Raw genomic sequence first — 17759 nt, forward strand, 5'->3', positions numbered from 1 at the left:
GCACACCGTGCGAACGGCCAGATCGCTCGGCGCGTCCATCCCCCGGGTGGGACTGAAAGGGGCTGACCGGCTCGTGAGCCGAGGCGATGCAAGCACTACAGCGAGGTGAGCGAAGCGAGCCGAGCGAAGCGCACAGCGAGCCGCAGGACACGAGCCGGTCAGGGGCTTTCGCGGACAGCGGACCGTCGATACCGACAACAGTGTTCGGGACGACGAGAACGACAGGTACGACCGAAACGACCCGATCTAGTCCCGCTTGTACTCCTTGCGGTACCCCTTGAACTCCGAGCGGTGGGCCTCCTCCTCGGAGAGGATCGTCACCGCGAGGTCCTCGGTGACGGGGTCGTCGGCCGCCTCCGCCGCGTCGATGAGGTCGCGGTACGTCGCGATGGCGTCCTCCTCGGCGTCGATGACGCCCTCGATCACCGACAGCACGTTCGTCGAGTCCTCCGGCGGCTGCAGCGAGTGCTGGTTCGCGGTGAACTCCGCCGACCCCGGCGGTCGCGCGTCGAGCTGCTTCAGTCGGTTGCCGAGCTGCTCGGCGTGGGTGAGCTCCTCCTGGATGTCGGCCTGGAGGCTCTCTTTGATCTCCTCGGCGCGCACGCCGTCGAGGACGATGGCGTTCGTCTGGTAGTTCATCACCGTCTCCATCTCGTCGCCGTACGCCTTGCGTAGCAGGTCGATGACTTCCTCGGACATGACAGCTCGATGTCGTCGCCCCGCGGGCATATACCTGTCCGCCGAAACGGGACCGTCGGAACGGGAGATCGAACGAGGACGCCGGGGTAGAGACGTGGATTCGGGTGGCGGCGGTGAGGTGGAGGGCGGCGGTGAAGAGAAGTGGAGTGCGGAGTCGAGGCGGGGAGACTGGATGGGGTACCGTCGGCGGAGGGACTACAGGTACTCGCGAGCGCAGGTGCCACAGAGGTGCTCCTCCTTCACGTCGACCTCGCGCACCGTCGGGGAGAAGGACATCACGCACTTGCTGTTGTCGCAGTGCTCCAGGCCGAGCGTGTGGCCGATCTCGTGGACGATCTCCTTGCGGACGCGGTCGGCGAACACCTCGCTGGAGGGCTTGGAGGTGACGCCGCCGTCCGAGGAGGTCTGCAGGCGGTAGGTGGAGACGACCGAGCCGTTGCCGTTGAGATACGCGAGCCCGAAGACGTAGTTACGCCGCCGGTAGTACAGGTCCTGCGGGGTGATACCGATGTTCTTCTCGCCGTTGCCGGTACGCGAGACGAGCTCGATGAACTGCTCGGCCCGGTACTGGTTGCGGCTGCGATCGTACGCGCCCTCGGGGATCGACTGCTCGTCGTGAACCGTCACGTCGCAGTCGTACACCGAGCGGAGGCCCGCCGACGCCTCGCGCTTGACCTGCGCGGAGACGTCCCCGATGGGCACGATGTCGACATGCATGCACGTGTTTATGACGGGTGCGAACATAAGTTACCCGACCGTGTCAGACGATCGTCGGGCCGCAGTCCGTCGGAAACTCGCCGGATTCGGACGGCACTGTGAGGTCGGAATCGGTGTGCGCCACGAGGTGGCCGCGGGCCTCGCGGACGACGGCCGCGCGGTGACCGCGACGGACGTGGTCGAGCGCGAGCCACCGGAGGGTGTCGAGTTCGTCCGCGACGATATCGTCGCCGCCGCGGAGCGCGCGGCCGGCGGTTCCGGTGGCGACCGTTCCGACCTGGACGACGCCCTCGGAGACCACTACCGCGTCGATTGCGTGTACGCGCTCAACTGCCCGCCGGAGCTGCACCGCCCGCTCGTCCGCGTCGCCGCCGCGGTCGACGCCGCCTGCTGTTTCACGACGCTCGGCGGCGACCCGCCCGCGGTCGACGCGACGCCGCTGGCGCTGCCCGGCGGCGACACCCTCCACGTCGCCCGCGACCCCGAGGGCGTCCTCCTCGGGTGAGGCACGCGCCGCGGAGTCGGAACGCCGCACCGCCCGGCGGAGGCGACCCACCGCGCTGCCCGTCCCCGGCGTCCCACGCCGCCCGGAGTCGCAACGCCCATACGCGGGCCACCCCCTTCGGTCGGTATGCGAGTCGACACGGTCGTGTTGGACGTGGACGGCGTGCTCGTCGACGTGGCCGATTCCTACCGCCGGGCGGTCGTCGAGAGCGTCGACCGACTGTACGGCGACACCCTCGCCCGCGCGGACCTCCAGGCGTTCAAGGACGCCGGCGGGTTCAACAACGACTGGGAGCTGAGCGACGCCGTCGCGCTGTACGTGCTCGCACGCGAGCGCGGCCTCGACGCCGACGTGGACGCGTTCACCGACGCCGTCGCCGCCAACGGAACCGGGCTCGACGGCGCCCGCGCCGCCGTCCGCGACGCCCTCGGCGACGACACGGCCGACGCGATCGAGGCCGAGTGGGACCCCGAGCGCATCCGGGAGACGTTCCAGGCGTTGTACCTCGGTGCCGAGCTGTACCGCGACATCGAGGGCGACGCGCCGCCGTTCGAGGCGCCGGGGTTCATCCACGACGAACCGGTAATCGTGACCGAGGCGACCGTCGACGCGTTGACAGAGCGCTACCCGGTGTGCGTCCTCACGGGGCGCCCCGCCGCGGAGGCGGATATCGCCCTCGACCGCGTCGGTCTCGACGTGGCCGAGGAGCGCCGCTTCACCATGGACGATTGGGAGGAAGGCAAGCCCCACCCCCGGGCGCTCGTGACGCTCGCCGAGCGCACCGACGCCGACCGGGTGGCGTTCGTCGGCGACACCCTCGACGACGTGCGCACCGCCGTCAACGCCGACGCCGCGGACGACTCGACCGCCTACTACGGGGTCGGCGTCCTGACGGGCGGGCTCACCGGCGAGGAGGGCCGCGCGAAGTACGCCGACGCCGGCGCCAGCGCGGTGATCGAGAGCGTGAACGACCTGCCGGACCTCCTGGAGTGACCGCTCCGTGAGCGAGCGAGGCGGCACGGAGCGGCGGGACGCCAGTGACCAGCGAGGCGACGGCGACCGCCGGGGTGGCGACGACCGCCGGACGCGAGTCCCCCGGCTCGTCCGGTTTCTCACCTTCCTCGCGATGCTCGACCTGCTGGCGCTCGCGCTGGCGACGCGGTTCGTCCCGCCGGACCTGCTGACGCTGGCGATCACGGTCGGCCCGATGCTGGTCGTCTCGCCGGTGCTGGCGTACTGGTTCGTCTACAAGTACGGCGGTGCCGGCGGGCCCTAATCCACTCGGCCGGGAGTATCCGGTCAGCCATCGAGCGACAGCAGACGCGTCCGTCCTCCGGGATCGAACACCGACGGGTCGCCGCCGGCGGCGCGCGCCCGGTCGCGGAGCGCCCGCGCCAGCGACACGGCCTCCGCACGTTCGTCGTCCGACCGAAACGCCAGCCGAACGTCCTCGCTACGACCGTCGACGCGGAGGTGCAGCGAGAAGCCGGTCGGTCGCGCGAACGGCGCGAGCCCCGTCAGCTCGCCGTAGCGGATCCGCACCGTTTCCGGGTCGTGGACCGCCTCCGTTCGGGATACCGCGTGCGGGTCGTACAGCCCCAATGTCTCCGGTAGATCGCCGAAGAGGCCGCTTGCGGCGCCGGCGACCAGTCGGGTGAGGCGACCGTGACGCGTCGGCGCGAGCAGGAGTTCGTCGTCGCCGAGGAACGCCCGTCCCGGGCGGGCGCGCTCCTCGGGGGTCGGGCGGAGGAGGACGTCGACGGCGTCGGGACCGGCCATGAGGGCGGATCCGGGCCCGGTCGTATCAACGCGTCGCCGCGGCCGGAGGGGGTCGCCGCCGGCGCCGGACGCGTCCCCCTCGGTACCGTCAGCCCTGTCCGGTCACGCAACGCTTACTCCCGGGCCGCCCGCAGGTCCGCCCATGCGAATCGCGCTACTCGGCGGCACCGGCGACATCGGCGAGGGGCTCGCCGTGCGCTGGGGCCGCGACACGGACCACGAACTGCTCGTCGGCTCCCGGGACCCCGAGAAGGCCCGCGCGGCCGCCGAGAGCTACGTCGCGGCTGTCGCCGACGCCGGCGGCGACGCGACGGTGAAGGGATTCGACAACGCGATGGCGGCCGACCGCGCCGACGTGGTCGTGCTCGCGGTGCCGCCGTACCACGTCGCCGACACGGTCGAGGCGGTCGAGTCGACCCTCGACGCTGACGACGTGGTCGTCACGCCGGCCGCGGGGATGAAACGCGAGGACGACGGCTTCCACTACCACCCGCCGAGCGCGGGCAGCGTGACCGCGCTCGTCCGGGACGCGGTGCCCGACGAGGTGCCGGTCGTCGGCGCGTTCCACAACCTCGCGGCCGGCCGGCTCGCGGACCTCTCACAGGAGTTGGGGATCGACACGCTGGTCGTCGCGGACGACGACGACGCGGCGGCGACGGTGTCGCGGCTGGCCGAGGAGATCGAGGGGCTGCGCGCGCTCTCGGCGGGCGGGCTCTCGAACGCCGCCGAGGTGGAGTCGCTCACGCCGCTGTTGATCAACGTCGCGACGAACAACGACGACCTGCACGACCTCGGCGTCCGGTTCGACTGACCGTCGCGCGCGGGCCGGCCGGTGCGCGACGGCTGTCCGTCGTCTCGTTACTCGCCGTCCGCGTCGGCGACCTTCACGACCTGCTTGCCGACGTTCTCGCCCTCGAACAGTCCGAGGAACGCCTCCGGCGCGTTCTCCAGTCCCTCCGTGACCGTCTCGCGGTACTGGAGGTCGCCGGCGGCGACGAGTTCGCCGAGGTGTTCGGTCGCCTCGCGGAACCGCGGCGCGAAGTCGCGCACGAGCAACCCCTCGACGCGGGCGCGGGTCTCGATGAGTGTCGAGAGCTTCCGTGGCCCGGTGGGCAGCTCCTCGGCGTTGTAGAGGGCGATCTGCCCGCAGATCGCGACGCGGGCGTCGACGTTCAGCCGTCCCCACACCGCGTCCGTGACGGGGCCGCCGACGTTGTCGTAGTACACGTCGACGCCGTCGGCGACCTCGTCGAGGCGGGCGCCCACGTCCTCCCCCTTGTAGTTGATCGCGGCCGTGAAGCCCAGCTCCTCCGTGAGCCAGTCGCACTTCTCGTCGGAGCCGGCGATCCCGACGACGTCCGCGCCCTGGAGCTCCCCGAGTTGGCCGACGACCGATCCGACCGCGCCGGCGGCGCCGGAGACGACCATCCAGTCGTCGGCCTTCGGCTCGGCGACCTCGCGGGTGCCGAAGTAGGCGGTGCGGCCGGGCATCCCGAGCACGCCGAGGGCGGTGGAGACGGGGAGGCCGCCGGTGTCGACGGGCGTGAGATCCGACCCGTCGACGGTCGCGTACTCGGCCCACGGGAGCTCGCCGACGACGGTGTCGCCGGGCTCGAAGCCGGCGCCGTTGGACTCGACGACCTCGCAGACGGCGCCGCCGCGGAGCGGGTCGCCCACCGCCCACGGCTGGGCGTACGACTCGCCGGCGCGCATCCGGTCGCGCATGTACGGGTCGACCGAGAGGGACAGCACGCGCACGAGCGCCTCGCCCGGCGCCGGCTCGGGGCGGTCGACCTCGCGGAGGTCGAAGGTATCCGCGCTCGGTACGCCCTCGGGTCGCTTCGCGAGGTGGAAGCGCCTGTTGTCGGACATGGACCGTGTGAGGGCCCCGCGTCGCCTAACCCTTCGGGAACGGGCGACGACGCGCCGGCGGTTTCCCGGTCGGGCCGCCTACAGGTGGAACACGTACTCGACGGCGTGGTCGGCGTCGTGGACCCGCAGCGCCGACCCGTCGTCGGCGACTTCCACCGCGTCGACGCCGTCGCGGGCGAACTCGTGGCGGGGCATCGACCCCGAGACGGTGCCCTCCCGGGTCACGACGAACCGCGCGGTCCCGTCGTCGACGGCGATCTCGTCGGCGCTGTCGGTCGCCGTCGCGTCGAGGTCGCGCACGCGGTCGCGAAGCGCGTCCCACTCCCCGATCGGGAACCGATCGAACGCGACCTCCTCGCCGGTGTCCGACGGCCGACCCTCCGCGCTTTGCGCCTCGGACTTGTGCTGTCCGTTCTGGTCGTTCACACCGGCCGGATCGGGCCCGCGGACACGAAAGCTCGGCGGCCGCACGTCGGCGCCCGTCGACGCTCGGCCGCCGTCAATCGACACCCGACGGTCGCCCGTCCGGAGTCGACGGCGACCCGTCGAGGCTCGACGGTTGTCCGGCGGCAGGGCGCTTATGCCCTCACGGAACCGACGCCCGAGTATGACCGGACTCGCGCTCGATTCCACCCAACTCGACCGCTACTCGCGGCACATCATCCTCGACGAGGTCGGTCCCGCGGGCCAGCAGGCGTTGCTGGAGGGCTCGGCGCTCGTCGTCGGCGCCGGCGGGCTCGGCTCACCGGTCGTCCAGTACCTCGCGGCCGCGGGCGTCGGCCGACTCGGGATCGTCGACGACGACGAGGTGGAGCGGTCGAACCTCCAGCGGCAGATCGTCCACGCGGACGCCGACGTGGGCAGGCCGAAGGCCGAGTCGGCCGCCGAGTACGTCCGCCGGCTCAACCCCGACGTGGACGTGGAGCCCCACGAGACGCGCCTCGACGACGGCAACGCCGAGGACCTGATCGGCGACTACGACGTCGTCGTCGACGCATCCGACAACTTCGGCACCCGATACCTCGTCAACGACGTGGCGCGGCTGACCGACACGCCGGTCGCCCACGGCTCGATCTACAAGTTCGAGGGGCAGGCGACCACGCTGGTGCCCGAGGGGCCCTGCTACCGCTGTCTGTTCCCCGAGGCGCCCGAGCCCGGCGAGATCCCCGACTGCGCGACGACGGGCGTGCTCGGCGTGCTTCCCGGCACCGTCGGCTGTATCCAGGCGACCGAGGCCGTGAAGCTCCTGCTGGAGGCGGGCGAGGTGCTGGAGGGTCGGCTCCTGTTTTACGACGCGATGGACATGACCTTCGAAACGGTACCGTACCGCCCGAACCCCGACTGCCCGGTGTGTGGCGACGACGCCATCGACTCCATCGAGGGGATCGACTACGAGCACGGCTGCAGCGTCACGGCCGACTGACCGGCGGCCCGCGCCGGTCGCGGCGGGTCGGTCCGTTTTTGCTCCCCGGTGTCGACGCGGGAGGTATGCATCAGTTCGCCGGAGTCGACCGGGGGCCGAGGAGATGAGCGTCGCCGACCTGCTCAACGGGATGCCGTTCGCCGACCACATGGGTATCGACGTCGTCGAGGCCGCCGACGGCCGCGCCGTCGTCGAGCTCCCGATGCACGAGGACCTCTCGTCGGTGCCGGGGCGGAAGATCGCCCACGGCGGCGTCACCTACGCGCTGGCGGACACGGCCGCGGGGGCGGCGGTCATCTCGCTGCACCACAAGCCGACGCCGACCGTCGACATGCGGATGGACTACCTCGCGCCGGCGACGACCGACCTGCGCGCGGAGGCGACCGTCGTCCGCGACGGCGGCAGCGTCGCCACCGCGGAGGTGCGGATCGAGGACGTGGACGGCACCCACGTCGCCAACGCGCGCGGGACGTTCAAGACCGGGGGCGGCGGCGACGGCGGCGCGTGGGGCGTCACGCCGGGCGACGACTCGCTCGACGGGTAGCGCGTCGGGAGATCGCCGGCGACGCCGCCCGGTCGCGAGCGAGGACGCGCGGCCGTCCCCGCGGGGCCCGGTCGGGGGAGTGTGTGGGTTCTTCCCGAAAGATAACGCTTTTCGGCGGCCCCTCGGAAGTCCGAGGTATGTCCGACGAACTCAAGCGGGGACTGGAGGGCGTCCTCGTCGCCGAGTCCGACCTCAGCTTCATCGACGGTGACGAGGGCAAACTCGTCTACCGCGGGTACGCCATCGAGGATCTCGCCGAGCACGCCTCCTACGAGGAGACGCTGTATCTCCTGTGGAACGGTGAACTCCCGACCGAGTCGGAGCTGTCCGCGTTCGAGGAGGCGATGAGCGCCGAGCGCGGTCTCGACGACGACACGCTTGAGACGGTCACGCGCCTCGCGGAAGCCGACGAGGAGCCGATGGCGGCGATGCGCACCGCCGCCTCGTCGCTGTCGGCCGCGGACCCCGACACCGACGCCGACCCGACCGACCCCGAGGCGAACGTCCGCAAGGCGCGCCGGATCACGGCGAAGCTGCCGACGGCGCTGGCGGCGTTCGCGCGCGTCCGCGACGGCGAGGAGCCGGTCGACCCGCGCGAGGACCTGGACCACGCCGAGAACTTCCTGTACATGCTCAACGGCGAGGTGCCCGACGAGGTCACCGCCGACGTGTTCGACCAGGCGCTCGTGCTCCACGCGGACCACGGCCTCAACGCCTCCACGTTCTCGGCGACGGTCACCGCCTCGACGCTCGCGGATATGCACTCGGCGGTCACCTCCGCCGTCGGCACGCTCTCGGGGAGCCTCCACGGCGGCGCCAACGCCAACGTGATGCGGATGCTCCAGGAGATCGACGAGGCCGACCAGGAGCCCGTCGAGTGGGTGACGCAGGCGCTCGAGGAGGGCCGCCGCGTCGCCGGCTTCGGTCACCGCGTGTACAACGTGAAGGACCCGCGCGCGAAGATCCTCGGCGACCGCTCGGAGGCGTTGGGCGAGGCCGCCGGCGACATGAAGTGGTACGAGATGAGCGTCGCCATCGAGGAGTACATGGCCGAGGAGAAGGGCCTCGCGCCCAACGTCGACTTCTACTCGGCGACGACGTACTACCAGATGGGCATCCCGATCGACATCTACACGCCCATCTTCGCGGTCTCGCGCGTCGGCGGCTGGGCCGCCCACGTGATGGAGCAGTACGAGGACAATCGGCTGATCCGGCCGCGCGCCCGCTACGTCGGCGAGGAGGACGCCGAGTGGGTGCCGATCGAGGACCGGTAACCCGAACGGGACACTATCGACCGCAAGCGGAGCGAGCGGTCGGCCGACGACCGAGCGGCGGGCGGCGGAGCCGCCCAGAGAGAGGGAGGAGTGCTTTTGATCCACGTTTTGCCGAGCGAGTGACCGCAGGGAACGAGCGCAGCGTAAAACGTGGGTGCGTGATCGGCTGATCCGGCCGCGCGCCCGCTACGTCGGCGAGAAGAACGCCGAGTGGGTGCCGATCGAGGACCGGTAGACGGCGACGACACCCCACGATCGATCGATTTTTCGCCGCAATTCCGACCGAGACGCGTGATCGCACGGGTCCGAGAAACGGTTATCCCCTCTGCGGGAGTATCATGTGTATGGACCTGAAGATCAGAACCCCCCGAAGCGACGACTACAGCGAGTACGCCGAGAAGGTTCGAAGCGGGGCGCGGAGCCGAGCCGGCGAGCGCGGCCAGCTCGTCCGCCACGAGGTCGGCGAGCGTATGTTCGACCTCATGACCGAGTACTTCCCCGAGGAGTACCGCGAGCGCCGCCGCGAGGAACTGATCCGAACGTTCGGCGCCGGCATCGCCGTCGGCTTCCTCGGCCGCGAACTCGTCCGGTACGCGCGCCGATAGGCGCCGCATCCGGCCCGAACCCGCTCACCGCTCCCGGCGCGTCGCCGCGTTCCGTTCACCCGTTTTCGCTCCGTCATCCGTCCGAGCCGACGCTCCCGCGCTCGTCGAGCATCGCCGTCGCCCGGCCGACCCAGTCGGTTCGAACGAGCCCCCACGCCGTCACCGCGAGCATGAGGACGTAACAGGCGAACTGACCGGCGTAGGCCGCCTCGATACCCCACCCGAGGAGTTCGTACAACCCCCACGAAACCCCGACGTAGCCGCCGAACATCCCGATCACCCGGGAGGCCAGCGGGACGCGGGTCTCCCCGGCGGCGTCGAGCGACGCCGACGCGACGACGTTGGTGATGCCGAGCACGCCCGACAACCCGAGCACCGTGACGAACGGGGTCGCGGCCGCGGCGACCGCCGGGTCCTCGGCGAGCAGTCGCGCGATCGATCCGGCCGCGAGGGCGACGCCACCCCCGAGCGCGAGGGCAACGCCGCCCCCGAGGACGACCAGCGCGGTCGCCATCCGCGCGACCGGGAGGGTTGCCGGATCGTCCCGGGACCCAGCCGGACCCTCGCTCGTCCCGTCCGTGCTGCCCGCCTCGCTCGTGCCGCCCGCGCCGTCCGTGTCATCCCCAGCTGCCGCGGCGCGCTCGCCGAGGCGCTGGCCGACGACGATGCTCGCGCCGCGGCCGACGCCGCTGCCGACGGGCGCGAGCACCTGGGTGTACACCCGCCACGCGAGCTGGTAGCCGGCGTTCGCCGCCGTCCCGAACTGGAGCACGAGCGTGTTGAACGGGAACACCGCGACGGCCGTGACGACGCCGGCGGCGCTTTGCGGGACGCCGATCCGGACGATCTGACGTGCGATCGTGGGGTCGCGCGGCCGGACGAACCCGACGGGACCGCGCAGGTGGGTATAGCCGACGAGCACGAGCGACCGTGCGGTCATCGCGACGAGCGAGGCGGCGCCGATGCCGACGATGCCCAGGCGCGGCGCCCCGAGCAGCCCGAGCCCGAACACAAGCGAGGCGCCGGCGTTGAACACGGAGGCGGGCACCGACACGTACGTCGGGGTCCGAGTGTCGCCGGTGGCCTCCAGCGTCGCGCTCGACACCGCCGCGAGCGCGCCCAGCGGCATCGGCACGGAGACGAGCGCGAGGTAGCGTGCACCCTCCCGGGCGGACTCTGCGTCGGCGCCGACGAGCCGGAGCACCTCCGTACCCAGGCCGATCCCGACGAGCGCGAACGGGAGCGTTACGAGCGCCGCCAGCAGGGCCGCCTGCGTGAACGCCTCGTCGCGGTTGGCGTCGGCACCCGCGCCGGTGTCCTGACTCGTCAGGGTCGCGGACGCGCCGACGACGCCGCCGCTCGCCCGGAACGGCAGCGAGGCGAAGAGATCCGCGATGCCGAGGCCGACGACCGCCGCCGGCGACAGTGCCGCGGAGATGACGACGTCGGTCGTCCGCATCAGCTGGCCGACGCCGTTGCGGGCGGTCACGGGGGCGCCGAGCCCGACGGCCCGACGCCACGTCGGGTACCAGCCGGCCGGGAGCGCGTCATCGAGCGCGGCGGCGACACGGGAACGGAGGGACACGACGGTCGGGCGCGGGCGCCGGACTTGTAGCTATCGGCGCGTTGGCACGCGGTGACGAGGGGTCACACGCCCTCCCCGTCCTCCACGCTTTCGGCCCCGTCGCCGTCGCCGCTCCCGCGCTCGGCCATCATCTCGGCCGCCCGCGACGCCCACCGGGTGTACCGGAAGCCCCAGAGCACGACCGCGGTCATACAGACGTACTGGAGGCCGACCCCGAGGTACGCCCCCCGGGCGCCGAAGCCGAGCACCTCGCCGACGAGATACGTCGTGCCCAGCAGGAAGCCGAAGGTGCCGACGAGCCGCCCGACCAGCGGGATCCGCGTCTCGCTGGCGCCCTGGAGCGCCCCCGAGAGCACGGTGAAGGCGACGAGGAACGCGGCGGTGGCGCCGTACACCCGCGCGAACGCGACCGCGTGCGGGACCGTCCCGGCGTCGTCGGTGAACACCGAGACGAACGCGGGCGCGAGCGCGACGAGGAGGACGCCGATGACCCCGACGGTCGCCAGCCCGAGTCCGGTCACGGCGTAGCCGTTGTACCGCGCGCCCGCTGCGTCGCCGTCGCCGAGCGCCTGCCCGACGACGACGCTGGCGGCGACGTTGTAGCCGCGCGAGAGCGGCCCGGTCACCTGCTGGTACATCCGGCGGCCGATCTGGAAGCCGGCGTTGACCTCCGTGCCGAACCCGAGCAGCAGGGCGTTGAACGGGAACTCGGCGATCGTCGCGGAGAAGCCCTCCAGCACCCGCGGCGCGGAGACCCGAACGAGCTGTTTGGCGATGACCCCGTCGCGGGGGCGCACGAGGCTCGCCTCGGCCCACGAGGTCGCCATCGCCCCCAGCAGGAGCACGGCGGTGAGCACGTTCGCGCCGGCCGTGGCGATGCCGACGCCGACGATGTCGAGCCGGGGCGCCCCCAGCAGGCCGAGGCCGAGGACGAACGACCCGGCGATGTTGAGCGCGTTCGCGAGCACGTTCACGTACATCGGCGTGCGCGTGTCGCCGGTGCCCTGCAGCGAGCGCGCGCCGATGAGCGCGACGTGGCGGGCCGGCGCCGTGGCGAACACGATGGCGAGGTACGTCCCGCCCAGCGCGGCGGTGTTCGCGTCGGCGCCCAGCAGCGCGATGATCGGCTCGCCGAACAGCAACCCGATGAACACGAACGGGACGCCCGCGAGCAGGCCCATCAGGACGGCCTGCGTCACGGCCTCGTCGCGGTTGGCGTCGGCGGCGGCGCCGGTGTCCTGGCTGGAGAGGGCGATCGCGCCGCCGCCGAGGCCGAGTCCGATGCGCAGCGGGAACCGGGCGTACAGGTCGGCGAGGCCGATGGCGACGACCGCCGCCGGCGAGAACTGGGCGGTGACGATGATGTCGGTCGTCCGCATCGCCGTGCGGAACGTCTGCTCGGCCATGACGGGCCACGCGAGCGAGAGCACGCGCCGCCAGACGCCGAGCAGACGCTCGCGACTCATATCGGCCCGTCGAACGGCCGCGGTTTGGCGGTTCCGGAAGCGGCATGCGCCGGCTGCGCTCGCCCCAACAGCCAAGCCCGCGGGCGGGCTGTGGCCTCCATGGACGTGTTCGTGTACGGAACGTTGACCGAGCCCGACCGGGTGCGCGAGGTGCTCGACTCGTTCGCGTTCGTCGGCGCGGCGAGACTGGAGGGGTTGCGCGTCGTCGAGGGCCGATACCCGGCGCTCGCGCCGCCCGTTGAGGCAGGGAACGCCGGAGACGGGACCGACGGCGACGCCGGTACGAACGGCGGCGACGGCGTCGCCGGCGACGACAGTGTCTGCGGGGACGACATCGGCGTCGACGCGACGGTCGGCGGTCGGCTGCTTCGAACCGACGAGATGGCGGCGCTCGACGCGTACGAGCGGGTCGACGACGGCCTGTACGTGCGGGTGTCCGTTCCGCTGGTCGGTCCCGACGGCGAGCGTCGGGGCGAGGCGGCGGTGTACGTCGGCGACCCCGCGCGGCTCGACGCGCCGGCGTCCTGGCCGGGCTCGGACCCGTTCGAGGAGCGGGTGGCGCGGACGGTCCGCGAACGCGGCGTCACGGTTCGAGTTCAGCCGCAAGGTTGAAACGCGAGACGGGAGGCGGACAAGCGTCTGACGCCGGCGAGAGGAGGCCGCTGTCCGGCGATTTCACTTACACTCCGCGTGACTTACTTTTATATACTCGGGGTACCTGTCTGCTGTTGCACGTCACACGCGTGCATTCCCCCTCTTTCCCCACGTTCGAGCCGCGAGCCGTCGGCTCGCTCGCCCGTCGGCCGGGTCGATCAGCCGTGCTGTGGGGGTCGCCTCCCGATCGGTCGACTGCGGCGACCACAACCGATACACCGGCGACCGGCGAAGCCGGGGTATGCTCAGTTACGACGACGTGCTCGCCGCCCGCGAGCACGTCGAACAGGTCGCCGTACGGACGCCGCTGAACTACTCGTTCGGCTTCGCGGAGATGACCGGGGCGGACGTCCACCTGAAACTGGAGAACACCCAGCGCACCGGCGCGTTCAAGATCCGCGGCGCGATGAACCGGATCGCCGCGCTCACCGACGAGGAGCGCGAGCGGGGCGTCGTCACCGCCAGCGCCGGCAACCACGCGCAGGGCGTCGCGCTCGCGGCGACGCGGGCCGGGGTGGACTCGACCATCGTGATGCCGAAGTACGCGCCCGTCTCGAAGGTCGAGGCGACCAAACGCTACGGCGGCGACGTGGTGCTCCACGGCATCGACTACGACGAGGCGCAGGCACACGCCCACGAGATCGAGCGCGAGGAGGACAAGGTGTACCTCCACGCCTTCGAGGACGAACTTGTGATGGCCGGGCAGGGGACGATCGGCTTGGAGATCGCGGAGCAGTGCCCCGAGGTCGACACGGTGGTCGTCCCCATCGGCGGCGGCGGGCTCATCGCCGGCGTCGCGACGGCGCTGAAGGGCGCGCTCGACGACGTGCGCGTCGTCGGCGTCCAGGCCGCCGGCGCCGACTCCGCCGCGCGGTCGGTGCGCGAGGGCGAGCGGGTCGAACTGGAGGGCGTCGACACCGTCGCCGACGGGATCGCGGTGCGGGAGGTGGGCGAGCACACGTTCCCGTACATCCGCGAGCGCGTCGACGAGGTCGTCACCGTCGACGACGAGGAGATCGCCGAGACGCTCACGCTCCTGCTGGAACGCTCGAAGACGGTCGTCGAGGGCGCGGGCGCGGTGGCGCTGGCGGCGGTGCTTGAGGAGAAGTTCGAGTACGAGGACGGCGAGACGATCGTTCCGGCGCTGTGCGGCGGGAACATCGACATGAACACGCTGATCACGGTGATCCTCCGGGGGCTCGTGCGGATGGGTCGCTACCTGAAGATCTCCCTGGAGCTGAAGGACCGCCCCGGGGAGCTGGAGCGCGTCGCGAGCATCATCGCCCGCGAGGACGCGAACGTGTACGCGCTGAGCCACGACCGCACCTCTCGCGACATCGCCGTCGACGCGGCGGATCTCGAGATCGAGCTGGAGACCCACGGCCACGACCACGCCGCCGAGGTCGTCGCCGCGCTGGAGGAGGCGGGCTACGAGGTCGAGGTCGAAACCTGAGGCGACGCAGTCCTCGCGGAGGTCGCCGGGGCGACGAGTGTGCGCCACACAGCGCCGACCGACTCCCCCGCGATTTATGCGCCGGCCGGTCGGACCCCCGGACATGAAGGAAATCGTCTCCACCGACGAGGCGCCGGCGGCGGTCGGCGCGTACAGCCAGGCGACGACGAACGGCGACCTCCTGTTCACCGCGGGGCAGATCCCGCTCACCCCCGACGGCGAGTTGCGGGACGACGCGCCGATCGCCGAACAGACCGAGCTCGCGCTCGACAACCTCCTCGCGATCGTGGCGGAGGCGGGCGGGGACGCCTCGGACGTGCTGAAGACGACGGTGTTCCTCGCGGACATCGACGACTTCGAGGAGATGAACGAGACGTACGCCGCGTACTTCGAGTCCGAGCCGCCGGCGCGCTCGGCGGTGCAGGCGGGCGCGCTCCCGAAGGGCGTCGGCGTCGAGATCGAGGCGGTCGTCGACGTGTCGTAGGCGGTGTCCCGCGAGAAGTCGGCGCTGCTGTGGGGCGCCATCGGCCTGTTGGTCGTGCTCGTCGGCGGGCAGGCGTTGGTGCTGGTCGGCCCCGGACTGCCGTTCGGCTTCGCCGCGCTGTTCGCGCTCGCGGCGGTCGTGGGCGCGGTCGTCGCCGCGGCGTCGTACGGTCTGGAGCATCGACTGACGCGGAAGGGACAGGCTTAAAACTCGCAGTAGGGTAGGATCAGTGCGAGCCAGGATGGCCGAGTGGTAAGGCGCACGCCTGGAAAGCGTGTTCCCCTATGGGATCCAGGGTTCAAATCCCTGTCCTGGCGTTTCTGACGGAGCCACACGGCGAGCGGAGCGAGCCGTGGCTCCGTGAAACCCGCGTGCAGGGATTTGAACACGGAAGTCGCAGCGCCGAGCGCGACCGAACGAAGTGAGGTCGACGCGAGGCGACCGTCTTCAGGAGTTCAAATCCCTGTCCTGGCGTACTGTTCGGGGCGATACAGCGAACGAACGCAGTGAGTGAGTCGTCGCCCCGTACGTACCTGTTCGACGGGGATTTGAAGTAGACGAGTCGCAGCCCGCGCAGCGAGCGAAGCGAGCGAGCAGGACCGCCTCGGCGTGGTTCAAATCCCTGTCCTGGCTCTTTAGACTTGGTAACCCGCCACGAGAAGGTCCGATACCGCTGTTGGTACTGACACCGTAGTGAAGACCGCGAAAGCCCCCGGTTCGCTCGTGGCCTGCGTCTCGCTGCGCTCCTCGGCCTTCGGCCTGCGGTACTTGCGTCGCCTCGGCTCACGAGCGAACCGGCCCCTTTCAGTCCCACCCGACCGCACCGCAGCCACGACCTCCCCAGCCGATTCGGTCGTCGCGCTCGCTTCGCTCCCGCTCCTCCCTCATCCCTCGCGCGCTTCCGGCGGGCACACAGGCCCGCCGGCACGCGCCGACCGCAGAACATCGGCCTCAGTCGTCCGCCGACGGAGCCGACTCCGGCGCGTCCGCCAACAGCGACTCGGCGTACCCCTCCAGCATGTTCTCCACGTACTTCGCGACCACGTCGACCTCGACGTGCACCGGGTCGCCGACCGCCTTCTCCGAGAGCGTCGTCAGCTCGTAGGACGTCGGGATGATCGCCACGTCGAACTCGTCGCCGCGCTTCTCGGCGACCGTGAGCGAGATGCCGTCGAGCGCCACCGACCCCTTGTCGACGACGTAGCGGCCGAACCCTTCGGGGATCGAGAACGTGAAGCGCCAGTCCTCGCCGACGCGCTCGATGCCGGTGATCTCGGCGGTCGTGTCGACGTGGCCCTGCACGACGTGGCCGTCGAAGCGACCGTCGGCCGCGAGCGCGCGCTCGACGTTGACCGCGTCGCCCTCGCGCAGGTCGTCCAGATACGTCTTCGCGACCGTCTCGGCCGCGAGGAACACGGAGAACCACGAGCGGTCGCCGGCGTCGCCGTCCCCGGTCCCCGCGGCGTCGACCGCGCCGAACTCCTCGACGGTGAGACAGACGCCGCTGACGGCGATCGACTGGCCGTGGTGGAGGTCGTCGAGCCCCTCGGCGGCGACGCGCAGGCGGAGCCCGTCGGGCGTCTCCTCGCGCCCGGCGACCTCGCCGGCGGTCTCCACGATTCCGGTGAACATACCCGATCCGAGTGTCCCGCAAACGGAAAGCGTTCCGATAGCGTGACGCGAGGAGTTAAGTCGGCCCCCGACCCGTCGGCCGGTATGGACGCGATCGCGCGGCTTCGTTCGAGCTTCGTGGCGGGGCTGTTCGTCGTGCTCCCGTTGGCGGTGACGCTGTTCCTGCTCGATCTGGCGGTCGACCGGCTCTCGGGAACGCTCGCGCCGACCGTCCGCGGGACGGGGCTGGCGGCGCTGGTCGGCAACGAGGCGGTGGCGACGGCGCTCGCGGTCGTGCTCATCGCGCTCGGGGTCACCGTCGTCGGGTTCGTCGCCTCCCACGAGGCCGGCCGGCGGCTGTTCGGCGGCTTCGAGCGCGGCGTCCGGCTCCTCCCGGTCGTCCGGGCGGTGTACTTCGGCGTCCGGCAGGTGAGCGAGTCGCTGGCGTCGCCGGGCGACGGCTTCGACCGCGTCGTCGTCGCGGAGTTCCCCCGCGACGGCACGTGGTCGATCGGCTTCGTCACGAACCCCGCCCCCCGCAGCGTTCGCCGGACGGCCGGCGAGGAGCTGATGACCGTCTTCTTCCCGCACAGCCCGAACCCCACCGCCGGCAAGCTGGCGATGATGCACCCCGACGACTACGCGGAGATCGACATGAGCGTCGCCCGCGGCCTCCGGCTGCTCGTCACGACGGGGCTGTCGGTCGAGGACCCCGAGCGACTCCCCGCGGCGGTCGCCTCGGACGCGGCCGAGTGACTCCTCGCGATCTATCGCGACCGGAGCGCGGGCGACAGGGTTTCAACGTCCGCCGGTCTACCGGCGAGCGTGGCGCTCGGCATCCTCGAACAGGTCGGACTCGCGGCGACGCTGATCTTCGCGCTCCCGGTCGCAGTCTACGGCGTTCAGACGATCCTCGACGGCAGCACGCTGTTCGGCGCGGTGGCCGTCCTGATCGCGGTCCTGATGGTCGTGTTGCCCCGTCGGCTCACGAGCCCCGACGACGTGCCGGCGAAGGCGGCCGAGACGGCCGTCGACGCCGTGGTCGACACGCCAGACGGTTCCGACGGGCGCGACGATCGGTAGCTCGA

At 71.5% G+C, this 17759-nt stretch carries 22 protein-coding genes and 1 tRNA gene; 15 read left to right on the forward strand and 8 right to left on the reverse strand.

Going from position 1 to position 17759, the window contains the following annotated elements; all coding sequences use genetic code 11:
- Positions 1–246 precede the first annotated feature (246 nt).
- Positions 247–699: a ferritin-like domain-containing protein gene (locus K6T50_RS11755; protein ID WP_222606777.1), complete on the reverse strand. Its 453-nt coding sequence runs from the start codon at positions 697–699 to the stop codon at positions 247–249.
- Positions 700–894: 195 nt separating this feature from the next.
- Positions 895–1416, reverse strand: coding sequence for an archaemetzincin family Zn-dependent metalloprotease (locus K6T50_RS11760; protein ID WP_222606778.1), 522 nt, complete (start codon positions 1414–1416; stop codon positions 895–897).
- A 10-nt stretch (positions 1417–1426) separates the two neighbouring features.
- Between K6T50_RS11760 and K6T50_RS11765 the strand changes: the two genes are divergently transcribed.
- The 3 genes from K6T50_RS11765 (at position 1427) to K6T50_RS11775 (ending at position 3197) form a co-directional block, all read left to right on the forward strand.
- Entirely contained in the window at positions 1427–1921 is a 495-nt protein-coding gene (locus tag K6T50_RS11765; RefSeq protein WP_222606779.1) for a UPF0146 family protein, read from the forward strand.
- Positions 1922–2047: 126 nt separating this feature from the next.
- Positions 2048–2914 (forward strand): TIGR01548 family HAD-type hydrolase, encoded by an 867-nt coding sequence (locus tag K6T50_RS11770; protein WP_222606780.1) that lies wholly within the window; start codon positions 2048–2050, stop codon positions 2912–2914.
- A 7-nt stretch (positions 2915–2921) separates the two neighbouring features.
- Positions 2922–3197, forward strand: a complete 276-nt coding sequence (locus tag K6T50_RS11775; RefSeq protein ID WP_222606781.1) for a DUF7534 family protein — start codon at positions 2922–2924, stop codon at positions 3195–3197.
- A 23-nt stretch (positions 3198–3220) separates the two neighbouring features.
- Here the strand turns inward: K6T50_RS11775 and K6T50_RS11780 are convergent, their stop codons facing one another.
- A complete protein-coding gene (locus K6T50_RS11780; RefSeq protein ID WP_222606782.1) occupies positions 3221–3700 on the reverse strand; it encodes a hypothetical protein in 480 nt (159 codons plus the stop codon).
- Positions 3701–3842: 142 nt separating this feature from the next.
- On the opposite strand from K6T50_RS11780, the gene npdG reads away from it, so the two are divergent.
- Entirely contained in the window at positions 3843–4511 is a 669-nt protein-coding gene (npdG, locus tag K6T50_RS11785) for an NADPH-dependent F420 reductase (RefSeq protein ID WP_222606783.1), read from the forward strand.
- A 47-nt stretch (positions 4512–4558) separates the two neighbouring features.
- On the opposite strand, the gene K6T50_RS11790 is transcribed toward npdG, so the two are convergent.
- Positions 4559–5572 carry an NADP-dependent oxidoreductase gene (locus tag K6T50_RS11790; protein ID WP_222606784.1) on the reverse strand — a complete coding sequence of 338 codons (1014 nt, stop codon included), beginning with the start codon at positions 5570–5572 and terminating at the stop codon, positions 4559–4561.
- Positions 5573–5650: 78 nt separating this feature from the next.
- Positions 5651–5998, reverse strand: a complete 348-nt coding sequence (locus K6T50_RS11795; RefSeq protein WP_222606785.1) for a hypothetical protein — start codon at positions 5996–5998, stop codon at positions 5651–5653.
- 181 nt (positions 5999–6179) lie between these two features.
- On the opposite strand from K6T50_RS11795, the gene ubaA reads away from it, so the two are divergent.
- From ubaA to K6T50_RS11815, 4 genes are all read left to right on the forward strand, one after another.
- The gene (gene ubaA, locus K6T50_RS11800; protein ID WP_222606786.1) at positions 6180–6995 is read left to right on the forward strand and encodes an SAMP-activating enzyme E1; all 816 of its coding nucleotides are present in this window, start codon (positions 6180–6182) and stop codon (positions 6993–6995) included.
- A gap of 103 nt (positions 6996–7098) precedes the next feature.
- On the forward strand, positions 7099–7539 hold the full coding sequence (locus K6T50_RS11805) for a PaaI family thioesterase (RefSeq protein ID WP_222606787.1): 441 nt from the start codon (positions 7099–7101) through the stop codon (positions 7537–7539).
- Positions 7540–7676: 137 nt separating this feature from the next.
- Positions 7677–8813 (forward strand): citrate synthase, encoded by a 1137-nt coding sequence (citZ, locus tag K6T50_RS11810; protein WP_222606788.1) that lies wholly within the window; start codon positions 7677–7679, stop codon positions 8811–8813.
- Positions 8814–9157: 344 nt separating this feature from the next.
- Positions 9158–9418 carry a hypothetical protein gene (locus K6T50_RS11815; RefSeq protein WP_222606789.1) on the forward strand — a complete coding sequence of 87 codons (261 nt, stop codon included), beginning with the start codon at positions 9158–9160 and terminating at the stop codon, positions 9416–9418.
- 73 nt (positions 9419–9491) lie between these two features.
- On the opposite strand, the gene K6T50_RS11820 is transcribed toward K6T50_RS11815, so the two are convergent.
- Both K6T50_RS11820 and K6T50_RS11825 read right to left on the reverse strand, forming a co-directional pair.
- Positions 9492–11003, reverse strand: a complete 1512-nt coding sequence (locus K6T50_RS11820) for an MATE family efflux transporter (RefSeq protein WP_222606790.1) — start codon at positions 11001–11003, stop codon at positions 9492–9494.
- A gap of 62 nt (positions 11004–11065) precedes the next feature.
- Positions 11066–12469: an MATE family efflux transporter gene (locus K6T50_RS11825; RefSeq protein WP_222606791.1), complete on the reverse strand. Its 1404-nt coding sequence runs from the start codon at positions 12467–12469 to the stop codon at positions 11066–11068.
- Positions 12470–12568: 99 nt separating this feature from the next.
- On the opposite strand from K6T50_RS11825, the gene K6T50_RS11830 reads away from it, so the two are divergent.
- From K6T50_RS11830 to K6T50_RS11850, 5 genes are all read left to right on the forward strand, one after another.
- The gene (locus tag K6T50_RS11830) at positions 12569–13081 is read left to right on the forward strand and encodes a gamma-glutamylcyclotransferase family protein (RefSeq protein ID WP_222606792.1); all 513 of its coding nucleotides are present in this window, start codon (positions 12569–12571) and stop codon (positions 13079–13081) included.
- Between the two features lie 283 nt (positions 13082–13364).
- A complete protein-coding gene (ilvA, locus tag K6T50_RS11835; protein WP_222606793.1) occupies positions 13365–14576 on the forward strand; it encodes a threonine ammonia-lyase in 1212 nt (403 codons plus the stop codon).
- A gap of 103 nt (positions 14577–14679) precedes the next feature.
- Complete coding sequence (locus K6T50_RS11840; RefSeq protein WP_222606794.1) at positions 14680–15060, forward strand: Rid family detoxifying hydrolase; 381 nt, start codon at positions 14680–14682, stop codon at positions 15058–15060.
- Positions 15061–15063: 3 nt separating this feature from the next.
- Complete coding sequence (locus K6T50_RS11845; RefSeq protein WP_222606795.1) at positions 15064–15267, forward strand: DUF7981 family protein; 204 nt, start codon at positions 15064–15066, stop codon at positions 15265–15267.
- A gap of 28 nt (positions 15268–15295) precedes the next feature.
- Positions 15296–15377, forward strand: a tRNA-Ser gene (locus K6T50_RS11850).
- A 634-nt stretch (positions 15378–16011) separates the two neighbouring features.
- On the opposite strand, the gene K6T50_RS11855 is transcribed toward K6T50_RS11850, so the two are convergent.
- On the reverse strand, positions 16012–16692 hold the full coding sequence (locus tag K6T50_RS11855; RefSeq protein ID WP_222606796.1) for a riboflavin synthase: 681 nt from the start codon (positions 16690–16692) through the stop codon (positions 16012–16014).
- A gap of 84 nt (positions 16693–16776) precedes the next feature.
- On the opposite strand from K6T50_RS11855, the gene K6T50_RS11860 reads away from it, so the two are divergent.
- Positions 16777–17427 carry a DUF502 domain-containing protein gene (locus K6T50_RS11860; RefSeq protein WP_222606797.1) on the forward strand — a complete coding sequence of 217 codons (651 nt, stop codon included), beginning with the start codon at positions 16777–16779 and terminating at the stop codon, positions 17425–17427.
- A 69-nt stretch (positions 17428–17496) separates the two neighbouring features.
- On the forward strand, positions 17497–17754 hold the full coding sequence (locus tag K6T50_RS11865) for a DUF7533 family protein (protein ID WP_222606798.1): 258 nt from the start codon (positions 17497–17499) through the stop codon (positions 17752–17754).
- The last annotated feature ends 5 nt before the right edge of the window (positions 17755–17759 follow it).

Source organism: Halobaculum magnesiiphilum (assembly GCF_019823105.1).
Taxonomy (GTDB): domain Archaea; phylum Halobacteriota; class Halobacteria; order Halobacteriales; family Haloferacaceae; genus Halobaculum; species Halobaculum magnesiiphilum.

Bases quoted from the DNA above. Each gene is read 5' to 3' on its own strand.
- K6T50_RS11815 (WP_222606789.1), top strand. From the start codon at position 9,158: ATGGACCTGAAGATCAGAACCCCCCGAAGCGACGACTACAGCGAGTAC.
- K6T50_RS11780 (WP_222606782.1), bottom strand. From the start codon at position 3,700: ATGGCCGGTCCCGACGCCGTCGACGTCCTCCTCCGCCCGACCCCCGAG.
- K6T50_RS11790 (WP_222606784.1), bottom strand. From the start codon at position 5,572: ATGTCCGACAACAGGCGCTTCCACCTCGCGAAGCGACCCGAGGGCGTA.
- K6T50_RS11760 (WP_222606778.1), bottom strand. From the start codon at position 1,416: ATGCATGTCGACATCGTGCCCATCGGGGACGTCTCCGCGCAGGTCAAG.
- K6T50_RS11755 (WP_222606777.1), bottom strand. From the start codon at position 699: ATGTCCGAGGAAGTCATCGACCTGCTACGCAAGGCGTACGGCGACGAG.
- K6T50_RS11805 (WP_222606787.1), top strand. From the start codon at position 7,099: ATGAGCGTCGCCGACCTGCTCAACGGGATGCCGTTCGCCGACCACATG.
- K6T50_RS11830 (WP_222606792.1), top strand. From the start codon at position 12,569: ATGGACGTGTTCGTGTACGGAACGTTGACCGAGCCCGACCGGGTGCGC.
- K6T50_RS11825 (WP_222606791.1), bottom strand. From the start codon at position 12,469: ATGAGTCGCGAGCGTCTGCTCGGCGTCTGGCGGCGCGTGCTCTCGCTC.
- K6T50_RS11770 (WP_222606780.1), top strand. From the start codon at position 2,048: ATGCGAGTCGACACGGTCGTGTTGGACGTGGACGGCGTGCTCGTCGAC.
- citZ (WP_222606788.1), top strand. From the start codon at position 7,677: ATGTCCGACGAACTCAAGCGGGGACTGGAGGGCGTCCTCGTCGCCGAG.
- K6T50_RS11860 (WP_222606797.1), top strand. From the start codon at position 16,777: ATGGACGCGATCGCGCGGCTTCGTTCGAGCTTCGTGGCGGGGCTGTTC.
- npdG (WP_222606783.1), top strand. From the start codon at position 3,843: ATGCGAATCGCGCTACTCGGCGGCACCGGCGACATCGGCGAGGGGCTC.
- ilvA (WP_222606793.1), top strand. From the start codon at position 13,365: ATGCTCAGTTACGACGACGTGCTCGCCGCCCGCGAGCACGTCGAACAG.
- K6T50_RS11840 (WP_222606794.1), top strand. From the start codon at position 14,680: ATGAAGGAAATCGTCTCCACCGACGAGGCGCCGGCGGCGGTCGGCGCG.
- K6T50_RS11765 (WP_222606779.1), top strand. From the start codon at position 1,427: ATGACGGGTGCGAACATAAGTTACCCGACCGTGTCAGACGATCGTCGG.
- ubaA (WP_222606786.1), top strand. From the start codon at position 6,180: ATGACCGGACTCGCGCTCGATTCCACCCAACTCGACCGCTACTCGCGG.
- K6T50_RS11855 (WP_222606796.1), bottom strand. From the start codon at position 16,692: ATGTTCACCGGAATCGTGGAGACCGCCGGCGAGGTCGCCGGGCGCGAG.